Below are 20,100 nucleotides of genomic sequence, written 5' to 3'. Positions count from 1 at the left end.
TGAAGGCATAAACGTATAATTTACTTATAGTCAACATAGTATTTTAGAGGTTTTTTTAAAAATAGATCGGGGTTCAAAATGGTGATTCCGATCCTGGGAGTGAACGGAGATGGAAATTAGGGTTAATCAAATTGAGTTGAATGGACTCACGTTTCAATATCGGGAGTGCGGGGATGTTTCTGCTCCACCGCTTGTTGTTCTTCATGCACTGGGAAAAAGTTCGGAATCATGGGATGAAGCGGCTGCCGCATTAGGAGAAAGTTATCGTGTTTTAGCTTTAGATCAACGGGGCCACGGTGGGAGTGCGAGAACGAATACATATACTTTTGAATCGATGCGTGATGATTTGCTTCTTTTTGCAGATGCGCTTGATTTGGGAAGGTTTTCGCTAATGGGGCATTCCATGGGGGGGACGGTTTCCTATCTTTTCTCGCAAACCTTTCCTTCGAGGATAGAAAGGTTGATTGTCGAAGATACGCCGCCTCCTTTCTCGGATAAACCAATGGAGATTCCTTCTGGGCCTTCTGTCCCACTGCCGTTTGATTGGCAGGTAGTGCCTTCGGTTCTACAGCAGCTTAATGAACCCGATCCCGAATGGTGGGAACGCCTCACCGATATTATGATGCCGACGCTTGTTATAGGGGGCGGGGCCAGCCATATTCCCCAAAACAAATTGCAGGAGGTTTCCGAGCTTATCCCGAATTGCGAATTGGTGACGATAGAGGATGCCGGACACTTTGTCCATGAAGATGATTTATCAGCTTTCTTGTCTGTTGTAAAAAGGTTTCTTTCCAAAGGGCAGGCGATTTAAAGCAGAAATAAGAGGGTTGCTGGTGCAGCCCTCTTATTTCTGCTTTAAATGGTTTATTTTAAAGACGGCATTTACCGATTTATTATTAAGGATTTCCAGCAGCTGTTCAGCCATATAGTCAGCGCTATATTTAAATCCAGTGTTGACCCATTCGATGATCATGCCCAATATCGCATATGCTTGGTAACTGGAGGCAAGTTCTTTATTGATTTTAGGGTTCGGCCGGTAATCTTCCAGGTCCTCCACTGGAAGCTTCTTCAACTCATTACAAATCCGTTCCAGTAATGTAGGCCATGCATTCGACTTTAGGATCAGGGTATAAATGTTTGCATGGTTAGCGACATGTTCAAATATTTTGATGACCGAAGCCGTTAGTTCATTGATGGTGAAAGTTTCGGCGTTCTTATAAGGTTCCCGGTAAGATATGATCAAATCGGCAATCACATCCTCCATGACCTCTTCAAGCAGTTCCTCTTTGTACTGATAGTGTTTATAAAATGTACCCCGATTAAGGTCGGCGAGTTCTACAATATCAGTAATCGATATCTCCCTGAAATCCTTACTTTGCATTAAAGAAATGAGGGATTCTTTCAAAGCCATTTTGGATTTCCTGATCCTTCTATCAATCCCAGTATTATTATCAGTCATTTTCTTCATCCTTTGTTCGTTATTGTGCTTTTAATAAACATAGTTACTACTTTCTGTTCATTATTAAACATTGAGGACAGCATTTGCTGATTGTATAAGCCTACTGAAACTAATTATACTATAAAGGAAGGTAGATAATGAACATCTGTACAATAAGTAACGCTTCACTAGAATGAATGGGGGAGTTCAAATGAAATTACAAGACAAAGTTGCCGTTGTGACAGGAGCAGCATCAGGCATGGGGAAACAAATTGCCATAGATTATGCTCGAGAAGGAGCTAAAGTCGTCGTATCGGATTTAAATCTTGATGGTGCGAACGATACGGTGGAAGAAATAAAAGCGAATGGCGGAGTGGCCTTTGCCATTAAAACGAACGTAGCGGTGGAGGAAGATATTCAACATTTGATCGATACCACGGTCAGTACGTATGGAACGGTGGATATTTTGGTGAATAACGCGGGTATCATGGATGGCATGGAACCTGCTGGGGACATTGAAGATTCTAAATGGGATCGGATTTTTGCCATTAACACGACAAGCGTCATGCGTTCGACTAGAAAGGTGATGCCGATTTTTTTAGAAAAACAAAAAGGGGTCATCATCAATATTGCTTCTGCTGGCGGGTTGTACGGTGCCCGGGCTGGTGCTGCTTACACCGCCTCTAAACATGCAGTCGTTGGTTTCACGAAAAACACGGGCTACATGTATGCCAATAAAGGGATTCGCTGCAATGCTATAGCACCAGGCGGAGTAGAAACCAATATTGCTTCCAGCATGACGAATATAAATGAGTTTGGCTTCTCTCGCCAACAACTGGGTATGGCGATCAATCCACGAAACGGCAAACCTGAGGAAATCGCTAAAGTGGCATTATTCCTTGCTTCAGACGATTCCAGTTTTGTTAATGGTACTGTCATTACGGCAGATGCTGGTTGGAGTGCATACTAAACCATGAATTAAAAAGAATCCATGCACTCCTGCCAGTAAGCAGGGATGCATGTTTTTTTGAGTGGAGCCTTGGCAGGATATTTGGGTGGGGATTGTGGTTAGCCAGAAGTTTCCATAAGGAAGGTTTTGACTTCATCGGGTGATTTCAATCGAAAGTGGATTAGTGGGGGCTGGATAGTTCCGCTACTATCCAGTTTTTCTCAAAAAGAATTATGCTATCAATGGATTTAAAAGATAAGTTGAACTCTGAAATCTCGGAAGCAAAATAGGTTCCCTGAAAAAATCCACTTTCCTTATGAAATAGAATCATTGAGTGATCCATTAGTTTGCTGCGGTACCTCGCAAACAATATATTAATGTTCGTGAGAATATTGAAGGACTTTCTGACGGACGTAATCAAGATGCTTGTACATTTGGCTGAATGCTTCATGTGGATCATGTGCTGCAAGTGCAGCATAGATGGCTTTATGATACTTCACAGTCAGTTCCCGTTCCCTGAATTGAATCAAGCTATTTATTTTATTATGAGTGATCAATAAGGAATCGATCATGCCTTCAATGATGGGATTGTTCGCACTTAAAGCGATGATCTTATGGAATTCTTTATCGGCCTCTCCGTAATCGTTGTCTTCACTATTGGCAATCGTGTCAATCGTAACCTGCAGTTTCTCCAGTTGCTCGTCTGTGATCTTCTCGGCAGCCATTGTTACTAATCCTAACTCCAAAGCCATTCGCGCTTCGATGATCGCTGGTAAATTATCCGTAGCCAGCGCAAGCATGACAGAGAATGGATGTGTACCGATTTTATCGTTAAAAAAGGTTCCTTCACGCGTTTTCCGCGTAATGACCCCTAGTGTATCAAGGGCACTGAGCGCCTCACGTAAAACAGGCCGGCTTACTTCAAGTTCTTTCATAAGTTCCATTTCAGGAGGCAGTTTGTCGCCCGCTTTCATTTGTCCAGTGACGAGCAGATGCACAATTTGATCCACGACTTGTTGTGAAAGAGTGTTGCGATGTACCGATTGTACGCCTAATTTCTTTGACGATTCTTCCATTGTGTAACCCCTTTTCTGTTAAATCCTATATGTATTCCTACTGTAAGACTAATTATATAATATAATACACTTATTTGCATGTAGACCTATGTCCAAAAAAAGTAAAATGCGCCGCTCTAAAGAGAGAGACGCACGCATTGTTGGAAAAAAATCATCTGACAAGGCAAGGTGATTTCGGATTGAACTTCCATCCGGAAACCAAGTATTGCATAGCCATTGAATCATCACGGGCACCAAGTCCTTTTTGTTTATAAAGCTGATGTGCCTTCTCGATTTGTTCCATATCCACTTCAATTCCAAGTCCGGGTTTGGAAGGGACATCGACCATTCCGCCGACAATTTTAAAAGGTTCTTTCGTCAAACGCTGCCCATCCTGCCAAATCCAGTGGGTATCGATCGCAGTGATTTTTCCTGGTGCGGCTGCAGCAACGTGTGTAAACATGGCAAGTGAAATATCAAAGTGATTATTCGAGTGTGATCCCCAAGTCAGGCCCCAGTCGTTACACATTTGAGCGACACGGACGGATCCTTGCATCGTCCAAAAATGCGGATCGGCAAGAGGAATGTCCACTGATTGAAGTTGAATGGAGTGCCCCATTTGCCTCCAGTCCGTTGCAATCATATTCGTAGCGGTTGGAAGGCCCGTTGCACGCCTGAATTCCGTCATGATTTCCCGGGCGGAAAAACCATTCTCCGCTCCGCATGGATCTTCCGCATAAGCCAAAACATGATGTTGATCGCGGCAAAGTTTAATCGCATCCTCAAGCAGCCAGCCGCCATTTGGGTCAAGGGTGATCCTGGCTTCAGGGAAGCGTTCAGCAAGTGCCGTCACCGCTTCGATTTCTTCTTCCCCGCGCAAAACCCCGCCTTTCAATTTAAAATCATTGAATCCATAGCGAGAGTGGGCGGCTTCTGCCAAGCGGACGATCGATTCGGGTGTCAGCGCTTCCTCATGACGGAGGCGAATCCAGTCATCTTCCGCTTCCGGTTCGCTTAAATAACCAAGATCTGTTTTATTGCGGTCGCCTACATAAAATAAGTAGCCCAGCATTTCCACTTTATCACGCTGCTGTCCTTCGCCGAGAAGGGCTGCGACTGGAACACCTAAATGTTGGCCAACTAAATCAAGAAGTGCCGCTTCCAATGCTGTTACGGCATGAATGGCAATACGAAGATCGAACGTCTGAAGGCCGCGCCCCCCAGCATCCCGGTCCGCAAACTGCTTGCGGATGGCATTTAGAATGTTGTTGTATGTCCCAATGGATTGGCCCACAACCAATTCTTTAGCATCTTCGAGTGTCTGGCGGATTTTTTCGCCTCCAGGAACTTCACCTACACCCGTATTACCTGCATTGTCTTTTAGAATGACGATGTTCCGGGTGAAGTAAGGAGCATGGGCACCACTTAAGTTCAAAAGCATGCCGTCATGGCCCGCAACTGGAATGACGCTCATTTCTGAAATTACCGGTGTGCCGATTTTTACATGATCCTTTAGTAATTGATTGTTCATGATTTTTCCCCCTATATCAGAATATTTAGTCGATTATGATTTTAACTTTACACGTTTAATTTCACCAACTAGGAATAAATAACTTAAAATCGCGACAAGAGCATTGGCACATACGAAGACTAGCGCACCATTAAACGACCCTGTCGTGGCAATGATATATCCGATGATAATCGGTGTTGTAATGCCGGCAATGTTTCCGAATGTGTTGAAAAGCCCGCCGCTGACACCTGACATTTCCTTTGGTGAGGTATCGGCCACCACCGCCCAGCCGAGTGCCCCGAATCCTTTACCGAAAAACGCAAGGGCCATAACGAAAATGACAACCCATTCCGTATCTACATAGTTTGCTGCCACCAAGCTCATCGATAGAATCATCCCAACAACAATTGGCACTTTTCGGGCGACAGTCAATGAGAATCCCTTCCGTAACAAGAAATCCGAGAATGTCCCTCCGAGAATGCCGCCAAAAAATCCGCAAATGGCCGGAAGGGAAGCGACGAATCCAACTTCAAGAATGGTCATGCCCCTTTCTTGTACTAGGTACACAGGAAACCATGTCAGGAAAAAGTACGTTAATGTCGTAATGCAATATTGTCCGAGATAAACACCTAACAGCATGCGATTTGATAATAGCTGCTTAATATGATTCCAGTTGACGCCTTTCTTTTCCTCCTTATTTGTACTGGTTTGATCCATATTGATCAAGGCGCCGCCCGCTTCGATATATTCAAGCTCGGCTTTGTTGATGCGAGGATGTTCCTTTGGGCCATATATCGTTTTCATCCAGATGAAAGCAACGATGATCCCTAAAGCACCCATAAAGAAGAAGACGTATTCCCAACCGAATTTATACGTAATGTAACCCATGATCGGTGCAAAGAGAACGGTTGCAAAATATTGGGCCGAATTGAAAGTGGCAGCCGCGGTTCCGCGTTCATGGCTTGGGAACCAGGTGGCAACGATGCGGCTGTTAGCCGGAAAGGAAGGGGCTTCCGCCAATCCAACTAAAAAGCGCAGTCCGAACAATACCATGACAGCCGTTCCCGCAGAACCGAAAAAACCGAGAAACCCTTGTAAAAGCGTAAAGGTGGACCATAACGTGATACTCCAAAAATAAACTTTTTTCGAGCCAAAACGGTCTAAAAGCCATCCGCCTGGAATTTGTCCAGCTACATAAGACCAAGCGAAAGCGGAGAAAACATAGCCCATCATGACTGAATCGAGACCAAGCTGACCAGACATGTCCGTACCCGCAATGGATAGCGTCGCACGATCCGCATAATTCAGGGCTGTAACCATAAAGAGCATAAAGACAATGAACCATCGTGTGCGTGTTTTTTTCTGGGCACTTGGCAGTTTAGGAGATGGTTGAAAAACTTTTTCTTCAGCGTTCATATACTCACTTCCTTAATCGTATTTTATTATATTTTCTAATTGATACCGCTTACAATGTTAACTGTTTCCTCCTTCGTGAAAATTCTTAATATTTAGTTTTGTCCAATGGTAAGACAAATAAAATTGTTTGTCAATGGCTTTTTTTCTTAAAAGTTTTTTCATTTTAGCTCCTTCATTAGCGTGTTTTTTTGTATATATTAGAAGCGAAATTAACGAGGGATGAAGTAGCGCATCATTTTTCAGAAAATAAAAAAAATACAATTGACCAGATGGTGTATTTGTCTTACAATAAAACAATAATACACAAGGGGGAATAAAAAATGAATAAGATCCGCAAGGCACCTAAAGGAATTCTCGGATTTCCCGTGGCACCATTCACAACGAGTAATAAGCTTGATGAACAAGCACTCGCCCAAAATATCCAATTTTTATTAGATGAGGGACTAGAAGCTATTTTCGTGGCATGTGCAGCAGCGGAATATCCATCATTAAGTAAAGAGGAATATGAAGCGATGGTTGAGGTAGCCGTATCCGTCACCGCTGGAAAAGTACCTGTATACACAGGGGTAGGCGGGAATATTCAAACTTCCCTCGAACTTGCCAGAATATCTGCGGATAAAGGGGCAGATGGTTATTTAATATTACCTCCATATCTCGTTACTGGAGAACAGGCTGGTCTGTCGGCTTATTTCAAAGCCATCGCAGAGAGTACAGACTTGAATTCCATCGTATATCAGCGTGATAATGTGGCATTTTCACTTTCAACTTTGGAAGCGCTTGCTGAGGTCCCGCAGGTAGTCGGCGTCAAAGACGGTCTGGGCAATATGGAGTTGAATGGACTCCTTACACAAACCTTCGGAAAACGTTTCGGCTGGCTGAACGGAATGCCGCTTGCGGAAGTTACCATGTCGGCCTACGTTCCACTTGGCTTTGATTCCTATTCATCGGCGATATCCAATTACATCCCGCATATCTCACGTAAGTTCTATAATGGCATCCTGAGCGGAGATCAAGAGACGGTCAATGAAATTTACCAGCAGGTCATCATGCCGATCAACAACATTCGCCGTCAGCGAAAAGGGTATGCCGTTTCTCTCATTAAAGCAGGTATGGAGATTATGGGAATGCCGGTTGGGCAAACAGTCAGATTACCGATTCTTCCGGTGGAAAAAGAACATTATGCAGAAATGCAAACGATATTAGAGAATGCTTTAGATCGTTTTCCAAAAGAAACACCAATTCAATCAATCTAATAAGGGTGGGGATTATATATGATAACTACAGTTCAAACAAAAACGTATCTTAACTATATTAATGGTGAATGGGTTGCTTCCATTTCGAATGAAGTTGAAAAAAGTTTAAACCCGGCAGATAAACAGGCAATTGTCGGTTATGTACAAAAATCCACCAAGGAAGACCTGGACCTGGCAGTGGAAGCAGCGAAAAAGGCGAAAGATAAATGGCGCAAACTAGCTGGTTCAGAGCGCGGGGAGTATCTGTATAAAGCAGCGCAGATTCTTGAAAAGAGGATTGATGAAATCGCAGAATGTGCAACACGGGAAATGGGCAAGACATTTGCTGAAACAAAAGGGGAAACGGCACGCGGTATTGCGATCCTGAAATACTATGCAGGAGAAGGAATGCGTAAGGTGGGGGATGTCATTCCATCCACCGACAGTTCTGCGCTTATGTTCACGACGCGCGTTCCGCTTGGTGTTGTCGGCGTCATTACACCTTGGAATTTCCCGATCGCCATCCCAATCTGGAAGATGGCTCCTGCCCTCGTATATGGGAATACGATTGTGGTGAAGCCAGCCACCGAGACGGCGATCACCTGTGCGAAAATCATGGAGTGTTTTGAAGAAGCCGGTTTCCCGGCGGGCGTTGTCAATATGGTTACAGGTCCGGGCAGTGTCATAGGGCAGGGCATCGCCGATCACGAAGATATAAACGGGATTACCTTTACCGGCTCAAACGGAGTCGGAAAAAGGATTGGACAAGCGGCGTTAGCACGCGGCGCGAAATACCAGCTTGAAATGGGCGGGAAAAACCCGGTGATCGTTGCAGCGGATGCGGATCTTAACCTGGCTGTAGAAGCAGTCATTACAGGTGCGTTCCGTTCAACGGGGCAAAAATGTACCGCGACAAGCCGTGTCATCGTTGCAGCTGAAGTTTATGAAGAGTTCAAGCAGCTGCTGGTGAAGGAAACGAAAGGCATTTCCATCGGGGATGGATTGGACAGCGGGACATGGATGGGACCATGTGCCAGCGAAAGTCAATTGAATACGGTTCTTTCCTATATCGAAAAAGGAGTGGAAGAAGGTGCTGCACTTCTAATTGGCGGGAAGCGTGCTGAAGAAGGCCCTCAGGCGAATGGCTTTTATGTAGAACCTACGATTTTTGATAATTGCACGTCAGATATGACAATTGTACAGGAAGAAATTTTTGGTCCGGTGATCGCCTTATTGAAAGCTGATTCAGTTGAAGAAGCCCTGCACCTTGCGAACAGCGTGGAATATGGCCTTAGTGCTTCAATTTTCACAGCCAATATCAAACATCTGCTTTCATTTGTTAATGATATGGAAGCGGGATTGATCAGGGTCAACGCCGAGAGCGCAGGCGTTGAATTACAGGCGCCATTTGGCGGCATGAAAAACTCCAGCTCCCACTCCAGGGAACAAGGAGAAGCCGCAAAAGAGTTTTTTACTTCCATTAAAACGGTGTTTGTCAAATAAGGGAAAAAAACAGTAGTTTAACTGAAAATTACCGGCACGTGTATGTTTAGTGATGTCTGTTTGCTTTTTTAGAATGAAGGAGTGGTGAAGTGGATACGAAAACGCAACTGACGGAGGTACCGCTTTATATTAAGGTGAATGGGATCGACAATGTCGCCATCGTGGTTAATACGGGAGGCTTGGATCAAGGAACCGTATTCCCTTGTGGGCTTGAATTGAAAGAAAGAGTGCCACAAGGCCACAAAGTGGCTTTAATGGACATAGTCGAAAATGAAGCCATCATACGCTATGGGGAAGTTATCGGTTATGCGGCTAAATCAATCAGTAAGGGATGTTGGATTGACGAATCATTGGTGATACTTCCGTCTTCTCCGGATTTAAAGGAATTGCCGGTAGCAAATGATATTCCGAAAACTTTACCCCCGCTTGAAGGGTATACATTCCAAGGGTTCCGCAATGAAGATGGCAGTGTTGGAACCAAGAACATATTGGGCATTACAACAAGCGTCCAATGTGTAGTGGGCGTGCTGGATTTCGTCGTGAACCGGATAAAAAAAGAGCTACTCCCGAAGTATCCCAATGTTGATGATGTTTTCGCCATAAATCACAACTATGGATGCGGAGTCGCTATCAATGCACCGGAAGCGGTCATTCCCATTCGCACGATACAGAACCTTGCGAAACACCCGAATTTCGGCGGGGAAGCCTTGGTAGTTGGACTGGGGTGTGAAAAACTGTCTCCAATGAGAATAAATCCAAGCGGGGACGATTCAGATATCATTTCACTTCAGGATCAGCAGGGATTTGCGGGGATGGTCCAATCCATTATGGAAATGGCCGAGGAACGTTTAATCAAGTTGAACCGCCGGCAGCGGGAAACATTTCCGGTTTCCGAATTAGTCATCGGCACCCAGTGCGGAGGAAGTGATGCATTCTCTGGTGTCACAGCTAACCCTGCCGTAGGATATGCCACAGATCTGTTAGTCAGGGCAGGGGCAACCGTTCTATTTTCTGAAGTCACAGAAGTACGGGATGCGATTCATCTATTAACGCCTCGTGCAGTGAATGAAGAAGTGGGGAGAGCTTTAATAAAGGAAATGGATTGGTATGATAACTACCTTGCTTTAGGTGATGCCGACCGAAGTGCCAATCCGTCGCCAGGAAACAAAAAGGGCGGGTTGGCCAATGTAGTGGAAAAATCATTAGGCTCCATTGCCAAATCCGGAGGCAGCCCCATTTCAGGCGTTTTGGCCCCTGGTGAAAAAGCAACGGAAAAAGGGCTGATTTTTGCTGCTACACCAGCTAGTGACTTTGTTTGCGGAACGCTTCAGCTAGCTTCCGGCATGCACCTTCAAGTATTTTCAACTGGAAGAGGCACACCTTATAATCTCGCAATGGCTTCCGTCATCAAAGTATCTACACGAAATACATTGACCGAGCAATGGAAAGATCTGATCGATATAAATGCTGGAACGATCGCTACTGGTGAAGCAACCATAGAGGAAGTCGGGTGGGAAATATTTCACCTTATTCTGGAAGTGGCCAGCGGTAAAAAGAAAACCTGGGCAGAACATTGGGGCCTGCATAATGATTTGGCACTGTTCAATCCTGCACCAATTACCTAATAGTGAATGAATTGAAGGACTTCCTTTTATAGGGGGTCCTTTTTTTGATGGTCCATTTTTTACAGTTGCATTATTTTTCCTCCAGAAAAGAGGACCGCCGGACTATTGGCAGAAGTTATTAATGAAGGAATGATTTACATCAGGGTGATACGGAAGTACATTATGAGGAGGGATACCATGGTCACATTCAGGAAAGCGACGGCAAAAGACTTAAGTGAAATCGTACGGATGCTTGCGGATGATGCATTGGGGAGGGAGAGGGAGCGATATGAAAATCCGCTTCCTGAAGGCTATCTAAAAGCATTTGAATCCATTGTTGCAGATGAAAAAAATGAATTGATCGTTGCGTGCCTTGGTGAGGAAATCGTTGGAGTGCAGCAAATCACTTTCACACCTTATATTACCCATCAAGGGAGCTGGAGAGCTACGATCGAAGGAGTTCGGACGGCATCTGCAGAACGGGGGAAAGGCATTGGAAGCAAGTTGATTCAATATGCGATTGACCGTGCAAAGAAGCGGGGCTGCCATATCATTCAGCTCACGACTGATAAAAAGCGGGAAGAAGCGCTGCGATTTTATGAACGGTTAGGATTCAAGGCCACTCATGAAGGCATGAAAATGAAGCTTTAATTCACGGTCTTTTGTCCCCATTTTTTGTGCACGACAATTCGTCTGGCATTATTTGTTAAAATTATGCATGAGATATTAATAGATGTATATAGGATTTAAAAACTGATGAAAGGGGTGAGCTCGATGGAAAACGAAGCTTGTATTCAGAAGAGGTACGGTGTAATTAGTTTTACTTCATTCATCATTGGAATCATTTGCTTTTTTACTGTTTTTATTACACCTATCAGAATAGGAAATATCGAAAACTTGACTGGTGGTTATATCACATTTTTCCTTACGGTTGCCGGCATCGTCCTCTCTGTCATGGGAATTTTGAAAAAAACGGAGAAAAACATGATTTCCATCATCTCATTGGTTTTCTCCTCATCATTCTTTATATTTTGGGTAATCATCATCACTTTGTTGTTAACGGGTGAAATAGAATGGCCACGCAGAATAATAAGATAAAGGGATTGAATCAGGATGGTGGATATAGTTCTGACTAAAAGGGGATTATTCAATGATAAGAGGTTTATATGAAGCACATTTACCGGTTAGTAATTTGAATCGTTCCATTGAATTCTATGAAGGGCTTGGTTTGCAGTTGGATCATAAGGTTGAAGACAACCTGGCTTTTCTATGGATTGATAAGGATAAAAGTTGGCTGGGGCTTTGGGAAACGGAAAAAGTAGAGGTTGAGTATCATCCCTCCCTACGGCATATCGCTTTTCAAGTATCATTGGCTGATCTAAAGAGCTCAGTCGCATGGCTTAAAGGTAGAGGCTATGCGCCAAGAGAGGCTTTTGGATTTCTACCAGTTGAACCTTTCGTGATGCCTCACGGGGAATATGCCCACGCTAAAATTCACTTTAATGATCCTGACGGAAACAGTTTGGAGTTTATTAGTAAACTAGTGAATCCAAAAAAAATCAAGAATCGTATGTATTTAAGTGAATGGGAGCAGCTAAATGAATGCAGAAGTGAAAATAGCTATTGACAGATGAACGGAAATTTCAAGAATAATAATCATTCAAATATGCTTTATGTCAGAACAGAATGGAGAATCATAGAATGAATGTCAAAGCGGAATTATATTGGAATGAATATTGGCAAGGGAAAGATGAAAAACCCCAGTCTGTCAGTGCATGGCAATTCGGGGCAGATCCCGATCATTTGGCTCAGTTAGTGATGGATGGGATAAAAACGGCTACATGCTCTGGGCATGTTTTTTACGGAGAGGAAAATGAACCACTACCATCCGTGGGTGATTACAGCATTATCTTAAGCAGTGAGGATTTGCCCTTAGCCATCATACAAACAGTGAAAGTCGAAGTATTGCCCATGAATGAAGTGAGTGAAGAGTTTGCGATTGCAGAAGGGGAAGGAGATCGTACCTATACTTACTGGTGGGATGCTCATGAGAAATTTTTTAAAGAAGAACTGGACAAAATCGGCCACACCTTTAAAGAAGATATGCTGCTGGTGTGTGAGCGTTTTGAGTTGATAGATGTAAAGTGAGTGTGGACGGCTCGGTCGGATAGAGCAATAAGTGTTTTTGTTCAATGATTTGCTATAATAGTTCATTGGATTAAAAAACTTATAGAAAGATAGGTATTTGCATGAAAAAGAAACTGATATTCATTGGCTTGGGAACCCTGGTTGTTTTCCTGCTGTTGCTTGGTACGTATAAATTAATGAATTCGAGAACCTATCAGGTGTTCGGTGGATTAACGGATAATGTCGAGACGAATGAAAAAGTGGTCGCTTTGACTTTTGATGACGGCCCATCGAAGAATGTAAATGAGATCCTGCCGTTGTTGGCTAAATACGATGTGAAAGCTACATTCTTCCTGATCGGTAACGAAATCGAAAAGTACCCGGAGGAAGCTGGGAAAATAGCGGAAGCGGGACATCAGATTGGGAATCATACGTATTCGCACAGGCGGATGGTGTTCAAATCGCCTTCTTATATCAAGGAGGAAATCGAGAAAACGGATAAATTGATTCAGAACGCCGGATATAAGGGTGAAATTGATGTCCGGCCTCCAAACGGGAAAAAAATCATAGGTTTGCCTTATTATTTAAATAAAAATGATAGAGAGACCATTACCTGGGATCTGGAACCAGATAGCTATTACACTACCGCTTCTGACAAAGTGAAGTATGTGAAGGAAAATATAAAACCAGGTTCGATCATCCTGATGCATCCGATGTATGATGATACGGGTAAAGAGCTTCAAGCGATTGAAGGGATCTTACGAGAGTTAACGAACGAAGGGTATACGTTTGTGACGGTCAATGAACTTCAGGAAATGTAGTTTTTGGTCCAGACGATTTTCGAAGAATCGGGTTGCTGCGGCAGCCCTTTTTTATTTGATATAAAGAATAGTACAAAACATGAACTGCATATTGTTTCTTAACGGAAGGTTGTTGTTAGGGCTTGGATTCGCATGAATTTTTTCCTTAGTGGAAATAAAGCTATTAAAATGGGGCTGGTTACTTGTATCGGAATAAAAACACCGCTCTGATCATGATTTTGTGTTTCCTGTTATTCCTATTTCTTGTGGTGCTCTTTTTTCGCCACATCACGGTATACTTCGTGTATAGCTCGGGCATAGGCCCGTTATTACTTATCGGGATAATGGTTTTGGCTATCGTTATGCTTTTTATCAGAGGGTATAAATAATCGAGTTTCTTCATTTTTTAGGTTTGTGCATTTTGAACGTTGATTTCCACTCAAGGCACTCGCTTTCCGCGGGCGGTCCGCCCTCGGCGCCTTTGCACCTGCGGGGTCTCCCCTGGACACGTTTTTCCCGCAGGGGTCTCGTACCTTACGTTCCAATCAACTTTGTTTTGAAATTTAGAAACCCCTTTTGTCTAAAAACTGGAGGCTGCTGTGCAGCCTTTTTTTATGTGGAAAAAGTTCTCCGCACCGATAGACATAAAAAAATATAAAAATCAATAAAAAATTAACACTCCAACATTAGTAATATATGGTAAGATTTGAAATGGAATTATTTTCTTATAAATTTTATTCAGGGGTGATTAGTGCGTGGAGTTTTTTACTAAGTGGTCGTTTAAGAACAAGGCTGCCGTTTCATTGGTAACCATATTTATTTTGATGATAGGAGTTGTCAGTTATTTTAAACTGCCGATGGAGTTTTTACCATCTGCCGATAATCCACAAGTTACGATTATCACAATGGGGCAGGGCACCGATTCGAAAACGATGGAAGCACAAGTTACAGATCCGATTGAAAGGGCAGTTACGGGCGTTAAAGGAAAGAGTTCCATATACTCCACCACTGGGGATGGTTTTTCTAAAGTAGATCTATTCTTTGAAGCCGGATCGGATATGAAACAAGCGAAACTGGATGTTCAGGAAGCTTTAGGCAGTGTGGCATTGCCGCAAAGCATGGCAAAGCCTACTGTTACACAGTTAAATACGTCAATGATTCCCATTTCATTTGTATCAGTTACTTTTAAGGATGGGTTAACAGCTGAAAATATAGACTTTGCCAAGAAAGAATTGGAGCCTTTGTATAAAGATATTAAAGGGGTTTCGGATGTACAGACATTCGGGGTTTCGCAATCCATTCTTTCAGTCAAAGTGGATAATGAAGAATTGGCTAAAAAGAAAGTCTCCATTCAAGATGTCATGAGCGTCCTTAACGGTCAGAATGCAGCTCTGGCCGTAGGCGAAAGAGTGATTGATGGGAAGGCAAGTAACATCAAGGTGATCGGTGATTTAACAAGTATTGAAAAATTAGAAGCGCTGAAGGTCACTCCTAATGTCGCACTTGGACAGATAGCAAAAGTTCAAGAAGCGAATGATGGCAACCTCATCAGTCGTTTTAATGGAAAGGAAAGCATTGATTTAAGCATTATCAAGGACAGTCAATCAAATGCTGTCACAATCAGTAAAGAGGTTGAAAAAGTAGCGAAAGAAATTAATGAAAAGTATAGTGACCAGAAATCGACCATTTATTTATCTACTGCTGATATGGTGGAGACGTCCGTTCAGACGATGGTAAAAGAAGTTCTGCTAGGTGCGCTATTCGCTACGATTGTAATCATGGTCTTTTTACGGAATGTACGATCTACATTCATTACAATCGTATCCATACCGCTATCTCTTGGCTTTACGTTATTTTTGCTGTCATTGTCGGGAGTGACGCTGAACATTTTGACGCTGGGCGGTGTCGCTGTAGCGATCGGGCGCTTGGTGGACGATAGTATTGTCGTTATTGAAAACATTTTCCGGAAAATGCAGCAGGAGAAGATTTCAGTCGAATTGGTGATGGATGCAACGAAAGAGGTGGGAGTGGCAATCACAGCTTCAACCCTTACGACTGTAGCCGTTTTCTTGCCGGTTGCTTTATTGAATGGAGGGCTTCAGGAGTTTCTTCTTCCTTTTGCTTTGACTGTTACTTATTCTTTGCTGGCTTCATTAATTGTGGCATTGACGGTTGTTCCGTTAATGAGCGCAGGATTGCTGAAAAGGACGGAGCTGCCAAAACATCGACCGGCCAAGCGTTTTACAAAGCTGGTTACTTGGTCACTAAACCATAAATGGGTTATCCTGATTGTTGCGATGCTGTTGTTTGTCGGTTCCATTGGTACATATTTTGCCATGCCAAAAGGGGCGATTGATAATTCTTCAGCAGACTATGTCTCTGTGACATTAACTTATCCAAATGATCAGCCCTATGAGAAAGTAAAGGAAAAAGCGATTGAACTCGAAGAAACGATGCAGGGTATGAGTGAAGTGGATAATATTTTCATGCAATTAGGAAACTCGCCCGAGACAGCACAATATGGCGAAGTCGCATCACCTACAGAAGCGATTTTCGGCATCCTGGTAAAGGATAAAGCAAATGTAGATGCAATCCTGAAAAAAATGGAAAAGGAACAAGAAAACTATCCTGATGCGAAGCTTACTGCCCAAGCCTCTTCCTTTATGATGGGAGCATCAAAGACGAACATTACGATAGATGTGATTGGCAGTAATACAGAAGATTTGGAACGGACGGCCAATAATGTCAAAGAAAGAATTCAGGATATTAAAGGAATCGAAGAGGTTACAACGAACCAGGATGAAAAGAAAACCATTTATTCATTCACGGTAGATCCAGCTAAAGGCAATACAGAACAAATCGGCCAACAATTGGGTATCATGCTTAATAAAACGCCTATCGGCCATATAACTTTACAGGATAAGCAAACTCCTGTCGTCCTTGAACCAATCTTGGATCCTAAAAAACCAGAGGATTTAAAAAGCATTCCGATCATGACAGACGGGGGTCTAGCCCCAGTGTCAAAAGTTGCTTCTTTAAAGAGCGAAGAGAGCGCAACAACGCAGTTCCATAAAGATGGAGAAACATATCTCCAATTAACGGCAACGGTCGATCCGGCTAAGCTGTCCGATATTGCAAGCAAAATAAATCTCGAGATATTTGGAGATAAAGAGAACAAAGGCCTTGATATTCCGGATGATGTAGAGATTTTAGTCGGCGGAGCCAGTGCTCAGCAGACAGATGACTTTTCCGATTTATTCCTTACGATGTTAATATCGATCGGCATTGTCTTTTTAATCATGGTTATAACCTTTAAATCGATCAAAGCACCGATTGCCATTCTATTCTCCTTGCCATTCGCTGCCATTGGAGCGGTATTAGGATTGGTCATCAGTCGAATTCCAGTTGATATTACAGCACTGCTCGGTGCTCTCATGTTAATAGGAATTGTTGTGACAAACGCGATTGTGCTTCTGGATCGAGTCAAACAAAACGAAGAAAAAATGATCATCCGTGAAGCGATCGTCGAAGCGACAGCCACAAGATTCCGTCCAATCATAATGACGGCTGTAGCAACGATTTGTGCCATGCTGCCGCTTTTATATAAAAAGGCGGAAACAGGAAGCTTGGTTTCACAAAGCTTGGCGATCGTTGTCATTGGCGGGCTAGCTGTTTCCACACTGCTCACACTGATCGTCATTCCATGTATATACGAATTGCTGTACTATAAAAAATCGAAAAAACAGAGAAGGAAAAAGAGAGAACCCGTTAACGAACAAATCGATATGTAAGGATATGATATAAAAAAGTTTGTAGAGAAAAGCGACATTTTCTTTACAAACTTTTTTTCTTTAAAAAATAATGGTTGACTTTCCTTCAACCTGTAACTAAAATGATTACAGCAGGTGGTAAACAATCGCAGGAAGCAATCGACTGTACAGTTACTGAATGCCATGTAATTATATTGATTTTTTTTGCTCTGCATTGTAACTATTCTGGTTACAAGTTTAACTGATATTGAAAAGTGAGGGAATATATGATGACAGTGAAAATTAAAGCATATTCTGATTTTATTTGTCCATTTTGTTTTTTAGGTAAAGGGCCTTTGGACGAAATCGTGAAGGAAAAGGATGTAGAAGTGGAATGGATGCCATTTGAATTGCGTCCGAGTCCATATACGAAAATTGATCCATGGAAGGAACCCGATAAGCTGAATTCATGGGATTCTTACATTCTTCCTGTTGCGAAAAAGCTAGGGGTTGATATGCGTTTACCCCGTGTCTCCCCGCATCCATATACACATTTGGCATTCGAAGGCTGCCATTTTGCAAAGGAGCACGGAAAAGGGAACGAATTCCACAACAGAGTATTTACCGCGTTTTTTCAAGAGGAACAAAATATTGAAGATATTGAAGTATTGACAAAATTAGCGGGTGAAGTTGAGCTTCCTATAGATGCCTTTAGAGAAGCGTTAGTGTCCCGAAAGTATCGGGAAGTGCACCAGCAAGCACTCAAACATGCTTATGAAGAAGCAGATATCAGGGCTGTCCCGACGTTTATTATTGGTGATGAAGTCATTCAAGGACTAGCCAGCAAAGAAAGGTTAGCGCAAGTCATTGAGAAGGAAGAAGCAAAAAATAAACGGAATGAATTTGATGGCTTGCAATGTGATGGTAGGGGGAATTGCTAAAAGCTTTTTATTAAATAAAATGAAATGAAACATAAAATTGGAGGACTCAAAATGTCAGCAACTACAACAAATCTAAAAGAAGCAATCATCAATCGCCGTTCCATCCGTAAGGTGAAAAAGAACGATAATATTTCGAAAGAAAGAATCAATGAATTGTTAAAAATCGCTTTACATGCACCAACTTCATTTAATATGCAAAGCGGACGAGTGGTTGTGGTGATGGATGACCAGCATGAAAGGTTCTGGGATATTGTAAAAGAAACACTTCGTTCCCGTGTCCCGGAAGAGAGCTTTGCGGCTACTGTGGAACGATTGCAAGGATTTCGTGATGGAGTGGGAACCATTCTATTATTTGAAAATCAAGAAACGATAGAACAAATGCAAGAAAAAGCCCCCTCCTATAAAGAACAGTTTCCTTATTGGTCCCATCAAGGAAGTGCTATGCTGCAGTATGCAATATGGATGACTTTGACAGCGGAAGGCATAGGGGCATCTTTACAGCATTATAATCCGATCATTGATGAAGAAGTGATGAAAACTTGGGATCTTCCAGGGAAATGGTCGTTGATTGCTCAAATGCCATTTGGTGAGCCGAATGAACAACCAGGAGAAAAAACGTTCCTGCCTTTCGAAGAAATTGTGAAATTTTATTAATTATAAGATTAAAGATTTAGGATTATAGATTATTAGATTAATCAAAAGCCCGTTTACTCTATGAGTAAAAAGGGCTCTTTTTTTTGTGGAATGAGTTTGAACGTCCCAGCAGCATTACAGAAACAGGGAAGGTGAACTGAAATATACGTTCCTAATATTCATCAGCATATAATAACGGAGGTAAATAATTGACATTGAGAATCATTTTCATTTATAGTGAAGTGTGTAATGAAATTAATTCTCAATTAAGAAGGTGATATAGATGAAGGTATTCATTGGTTATGTCAGTTTATCCGGTAATACCGAGAAAATGGCTATAAACATAAAGAATAGAATGAAGGCTGTCGGCTGTGAAGTATATATGGAAAGATTGGACACTGTTGAAGTTGATGCTTTAAAGGATTTTGATTTGGCCTTTATCGGTTTATATACATGGAATCTTGAAGATGTACCGTATGAAGCAAACGAGTTTTATGAAGAAATTGATCAAGTGGACTTTACTGGAATGAAAGTTGCACTCTTTGGTGCTGGCGACCTTACCCATTCGAAGCCCTGCGCCGCGTTAGATATCCTTTCTGATAAAATGAAGCGATTTGGATTTGACGTATATGATCGAGTGTTGAAAATACACCATGAAAGCAGTACATACGAACAATGTAGGAAATGCGAAGACTTTGCAGAGCATGCCCTTATATGGGGTAGCAATAGGAAAAAGTGGAGATTCTTCATGTGGGATCGGATGCTAGGCAGCCGCCAATACCTAAAGTCTGTATTTCTGTTAAGGAGGGTCCTTGATGATTACCCAATCAAGTGCAAAGGGAGAATCAAAAAAAGAAGAACTTATACAAGAACTTCTGAAATTCGGGATTTTTAAAAAATATAATAAACAACTATACGAGCTTCCAATCGTAGTTTTACAGAAGGAATTCAATCACTTGAGAGGTGAATTAAAAAATGTCTAGAAGAAGGAAATCTTATACTCAACTGCTAAAAGAAAACCGCGAACTTCTGTTGCATGACAAAATCGAAGTGGAACGCATCTATACAAAAATCGATCAAAAAGCCATCAATGAAAAAAAGGGCGGTAAGCAAGTACAATCATGATTGGTCAAAATTTGAACG

Annotated in this window: 20 protein-coding genes; 16 read left to right on the top strand and 4 right to left on the bottom strand. The window is 42.5% G+C overall.

Annotation, left to right across the window (positions count from 1 at the left end):
• The first annotated feature begins 109 nt into the window (after positions 1-109).
• A complete protein-coding gene (locus tag AC2YHV_RS07355) occupies positions 110-811 on the top strand; it encodes an alpha/beta fold hydrolase (RefSeq protein ID WP_487372917.1) in 702 nt (233 codons plus the stop codon).
• A 33-nt stretch (positions 812-844) separates the two neighbouring features.
• Here the strand turns inward: AC2YHV_RS07355 and AC2YHV_RS07350 are convergent, their stop codons facing one another.
• Complete coding sequence (locus tag AC2YHV_RS07350) at positions 845-1,459, bottom strand: TetR/AcrR family transcriptional regulator (RefSeq protein WP_054399846.1); 615 nt, start codon at positions 1,457-1,459, stop codon at positions 845-847.
• Positions 1,460-1,649: 190 nt separating this feature from the next.
• On the opposite strand from AC2YHV_RS07350, the gene AC2YHV_RS07345 reads away from it, so the two are divergent.
• Positions 1,650-2,408 carry an SDR family oxidoreductase gene (locus AC2YHV_RS07345; protein ID WP_264639305.1) on the top strand — a complete coding sequence of 253 codons (759 nt, stop codon included), beginning with the start codon at positions 1,650-1,652 and terminating at the stop codon, positions 2,406-2,408.
• Between the two features lie 353 nt (positions 2,409-2,761).
• Here the strand turns inward: AC2YHV_RS07345 and AC2YHV_RS07340 are convergent, their stop codons facing one another.
• The 3 genes from AC2YHV_RS07340 to AC2YHV_RS07330 all read right to left on the bottom strand — a co-directional run bounded on the left by AC2YHV_RS07340 (position 2,762) and on the right by AC2YHV_RS07330 (position 6,368).
• Positions 2,762-3,463 (bottom strand): FadR/GntR family transcriptional regulator, encoded by a 702-nt coding sequence (locus AC2YHV_RS07340; RefSeq protein WP_034309657.1) that lies wholly within the window; start codon positions 3,461-3,463, stop codon positions 2,762-2,764.
• Positions 3,464-3,614: 151 nt separating this feature from the next.
• Positions 3,615-4,973, bottom strand: a complete 1,359-nt coding sequence (gene gudD, locus AC2YHV_RS07335) for a glucarate dehydratase (protein ID WP_057276896.1) — start codon at positions 4,971-4,973, stop codon at positions 3,615-3,617.
• Between the two features lie 33 nt (positions 4,974-5,006).
• Positions 5,007-6,368 carry an MFS transporter gene (locus AC2YHV_RS07330; RefSeq protein WP_487372916.1) on the bottom strand — a complete coding sequence of 454 codons (1,362 nt, stop codon included), beginning with the start codon at positions 6,366-6,368 and terminating at the stop codon, positions 5,007-5,009.
• Between the two features lie 320 nt (positions 6,369-6,688).
• Here AC2YHV_RS07330 and kdgD point away from each other — a divergent pair, with 320 nt between their 5' ends.
• From kdgD to AC2YHV_RS07260, 14 genes are all read left to right on the top strand, one after another.
• On the top strand, positions 6,689-7,621 hold the full coding sequence (kdgD, locus tag AC2YHV_RS07325; protein ID WP_034309652.1) for a 5-dehydro-4-deoxyglucarate dehydratase: 933 nt from the start codon (positions 6,689-6,691) through the stop codon (positions 7,619-7,621).
• A gap of 18 nt (positions 7,622-7,639) precedes the next feature.
• Positions 7,640-9,103 (top strand): alpha-ketoglutaric semialdehyde dehydrogenase GucD, encoded by a 1,464-nt coding sequence (gene gucD / locus AC2YHV_RS07320; RefSeq protein ID WP_191928656.1) that lies wholly within the window; start codon positions 7,640-7,642, stop codon positions 9,101-9,103.
• Positions 9,104-9,192: 89 nt separating this feature from the next.
• Positions 9,193-10,728, top strand: coding sequence for a galactarate dehydratase (garD, locus tag AC2YHV_RS07315; protein ID WP_239858789.1), 1,536 nt, complete (start codon positions 9,193-9,195; stop codon positions 10,726-10,728).
• A 177-nt stretch (positions 10,729-10,905) separates the two neighbouring features.
• Entirely contained in the window at positions 10,906-11,358 is a 453-nt protein-coding gene (locus AC2YHV_RS07310; RefSeq protein WP_487372915.1) for an N-acetyltransferase family protein, read from the top strand.
• A gap of 123 nt (positions 11,359-11,481) precedes the next feature.
• Positions 11,482-11,805, top strand: a complete 324-nt coding sequence (locus AC2YHV_RS07305; protein WP_413001726.1) for a hypothetical protein — start codon at positions 11,482-11,484, stop codon at positions 11,803-11,805.
• Between the two features lie 52 nt (positions 11,806-11,857).
• Positions 11,858-12,334: a VOC family protein gene (locus AC2YHV_RS07300; RefSeq protein ID WP_487372914.1), complete on the top strand. Its 477-nt coding sequence runs from the start codon at positions 11,858-11,860 to the stop codon at positions 12,332-12,334.
• Positions 12,335-12,408: 74 nt separating this feature from the next.
• Positions 12,409-12,855, top strand: coding sequence for an ASCH domain-containing protein (locus AC2YHV_RS07295; RefSeq protein WP_487372913.1), 447 nt, complete (start codon positions 12,409-12,411; stop codon positions 12,853-12,855).
• A gap of 101 nt (positions 12,856-12,956) precedes the next feature.
• A complete protein-coding gene (locus AC2YHV_RS07290; protein WP_487372912.1) occupies positions 12,957-13,655 on the top strand; it encodes a polysaccharide deacetylase family protein in 699 nt (232 codons plus the stop codon).
• Between the two features lie 734 nt (positions 13,656-14,389).
• A complete protein-coding gene (locus AC2YHV_RS07285; protein ID WP_487372911.1) occupies positions 14,390-17,425 on the top strand; it encodes an efflux RND transporter permease subunit in 3,036 nt (1,011 codons plus the stop codon).
• Between the two features lie 248 nt (positions 17,426-17,673).
• Positions 17,674-18,324, top strand: coding sequence for a DsbA family oxidoreductase (locus AC2YHV_RS07280; protein ID WP_098865522.1), 651 nt, complete (start codon positions 17,674-17,676; stop codon positions 18,322-18,324).
• A gap of 51 nt (positions 18,325-18,375) precedes the next feature.
• Positions 18,376-18,978, top strand: a complete 603-nt coding sequence (locus AC2YHV_RS07275; protein ID WP_487372910.1) for a nitroreductase family protein — start codon at positions 18,376-18,378, stop codon at positions 18,976-18,978.
• A gap of 262 nt (positions 18,979-19,240) precedes the next feature.
• Positions 19,241-19,852 (top strand): flavodoxin domain-containing protein, encoded by a 612-nt coding sequence (locus AC2YHV_RS07270; protein ID WP_487372909.1) that lies wholly within the window; start codon positions 19,241-19,243, stop codon positions 19,850-19,852.
• Positions 19,773-19,940: a Fur-regulated basic protein FbpA gene (locus AC2YHV_RS07265; RefSeq protein ID WP_278088656.1), complete on the top strand. Its 168-nt coding sequence runs from the start codon at positions 19,773-19,775 to the stop codon at positions 19,938-19,940. Before AC2YHV_RS07270 ends, AC2YHV_RS07265 begins: the two co-directional genes overlap by 80 nt.
• Positions 19,933-20,082 (top strand): FbpB family small basic protein, encoded by a 150-nt coding sequence (locus AC2YHV_RS07260; RefSeq protein WP_106026119.1) that lies wholly within the window; start codon positions 19,933-19,935, stop codon positions 20,080-20,082. Before AC2YHV_RS07265 ends, AC2YHV_RS07260 begins: the two co-directional genes overlap by 8 nt.
• The last annotated feature ends 18 nt before the right edge of the window (positions 20,083-20,100 follow it).

It is taken from the genome of Peribacillus sp. SRI_006 (assembly GCF_057586375.1).
This window is presented reverse-complemented; position numbering and strand designations above follow the sequence as displayed.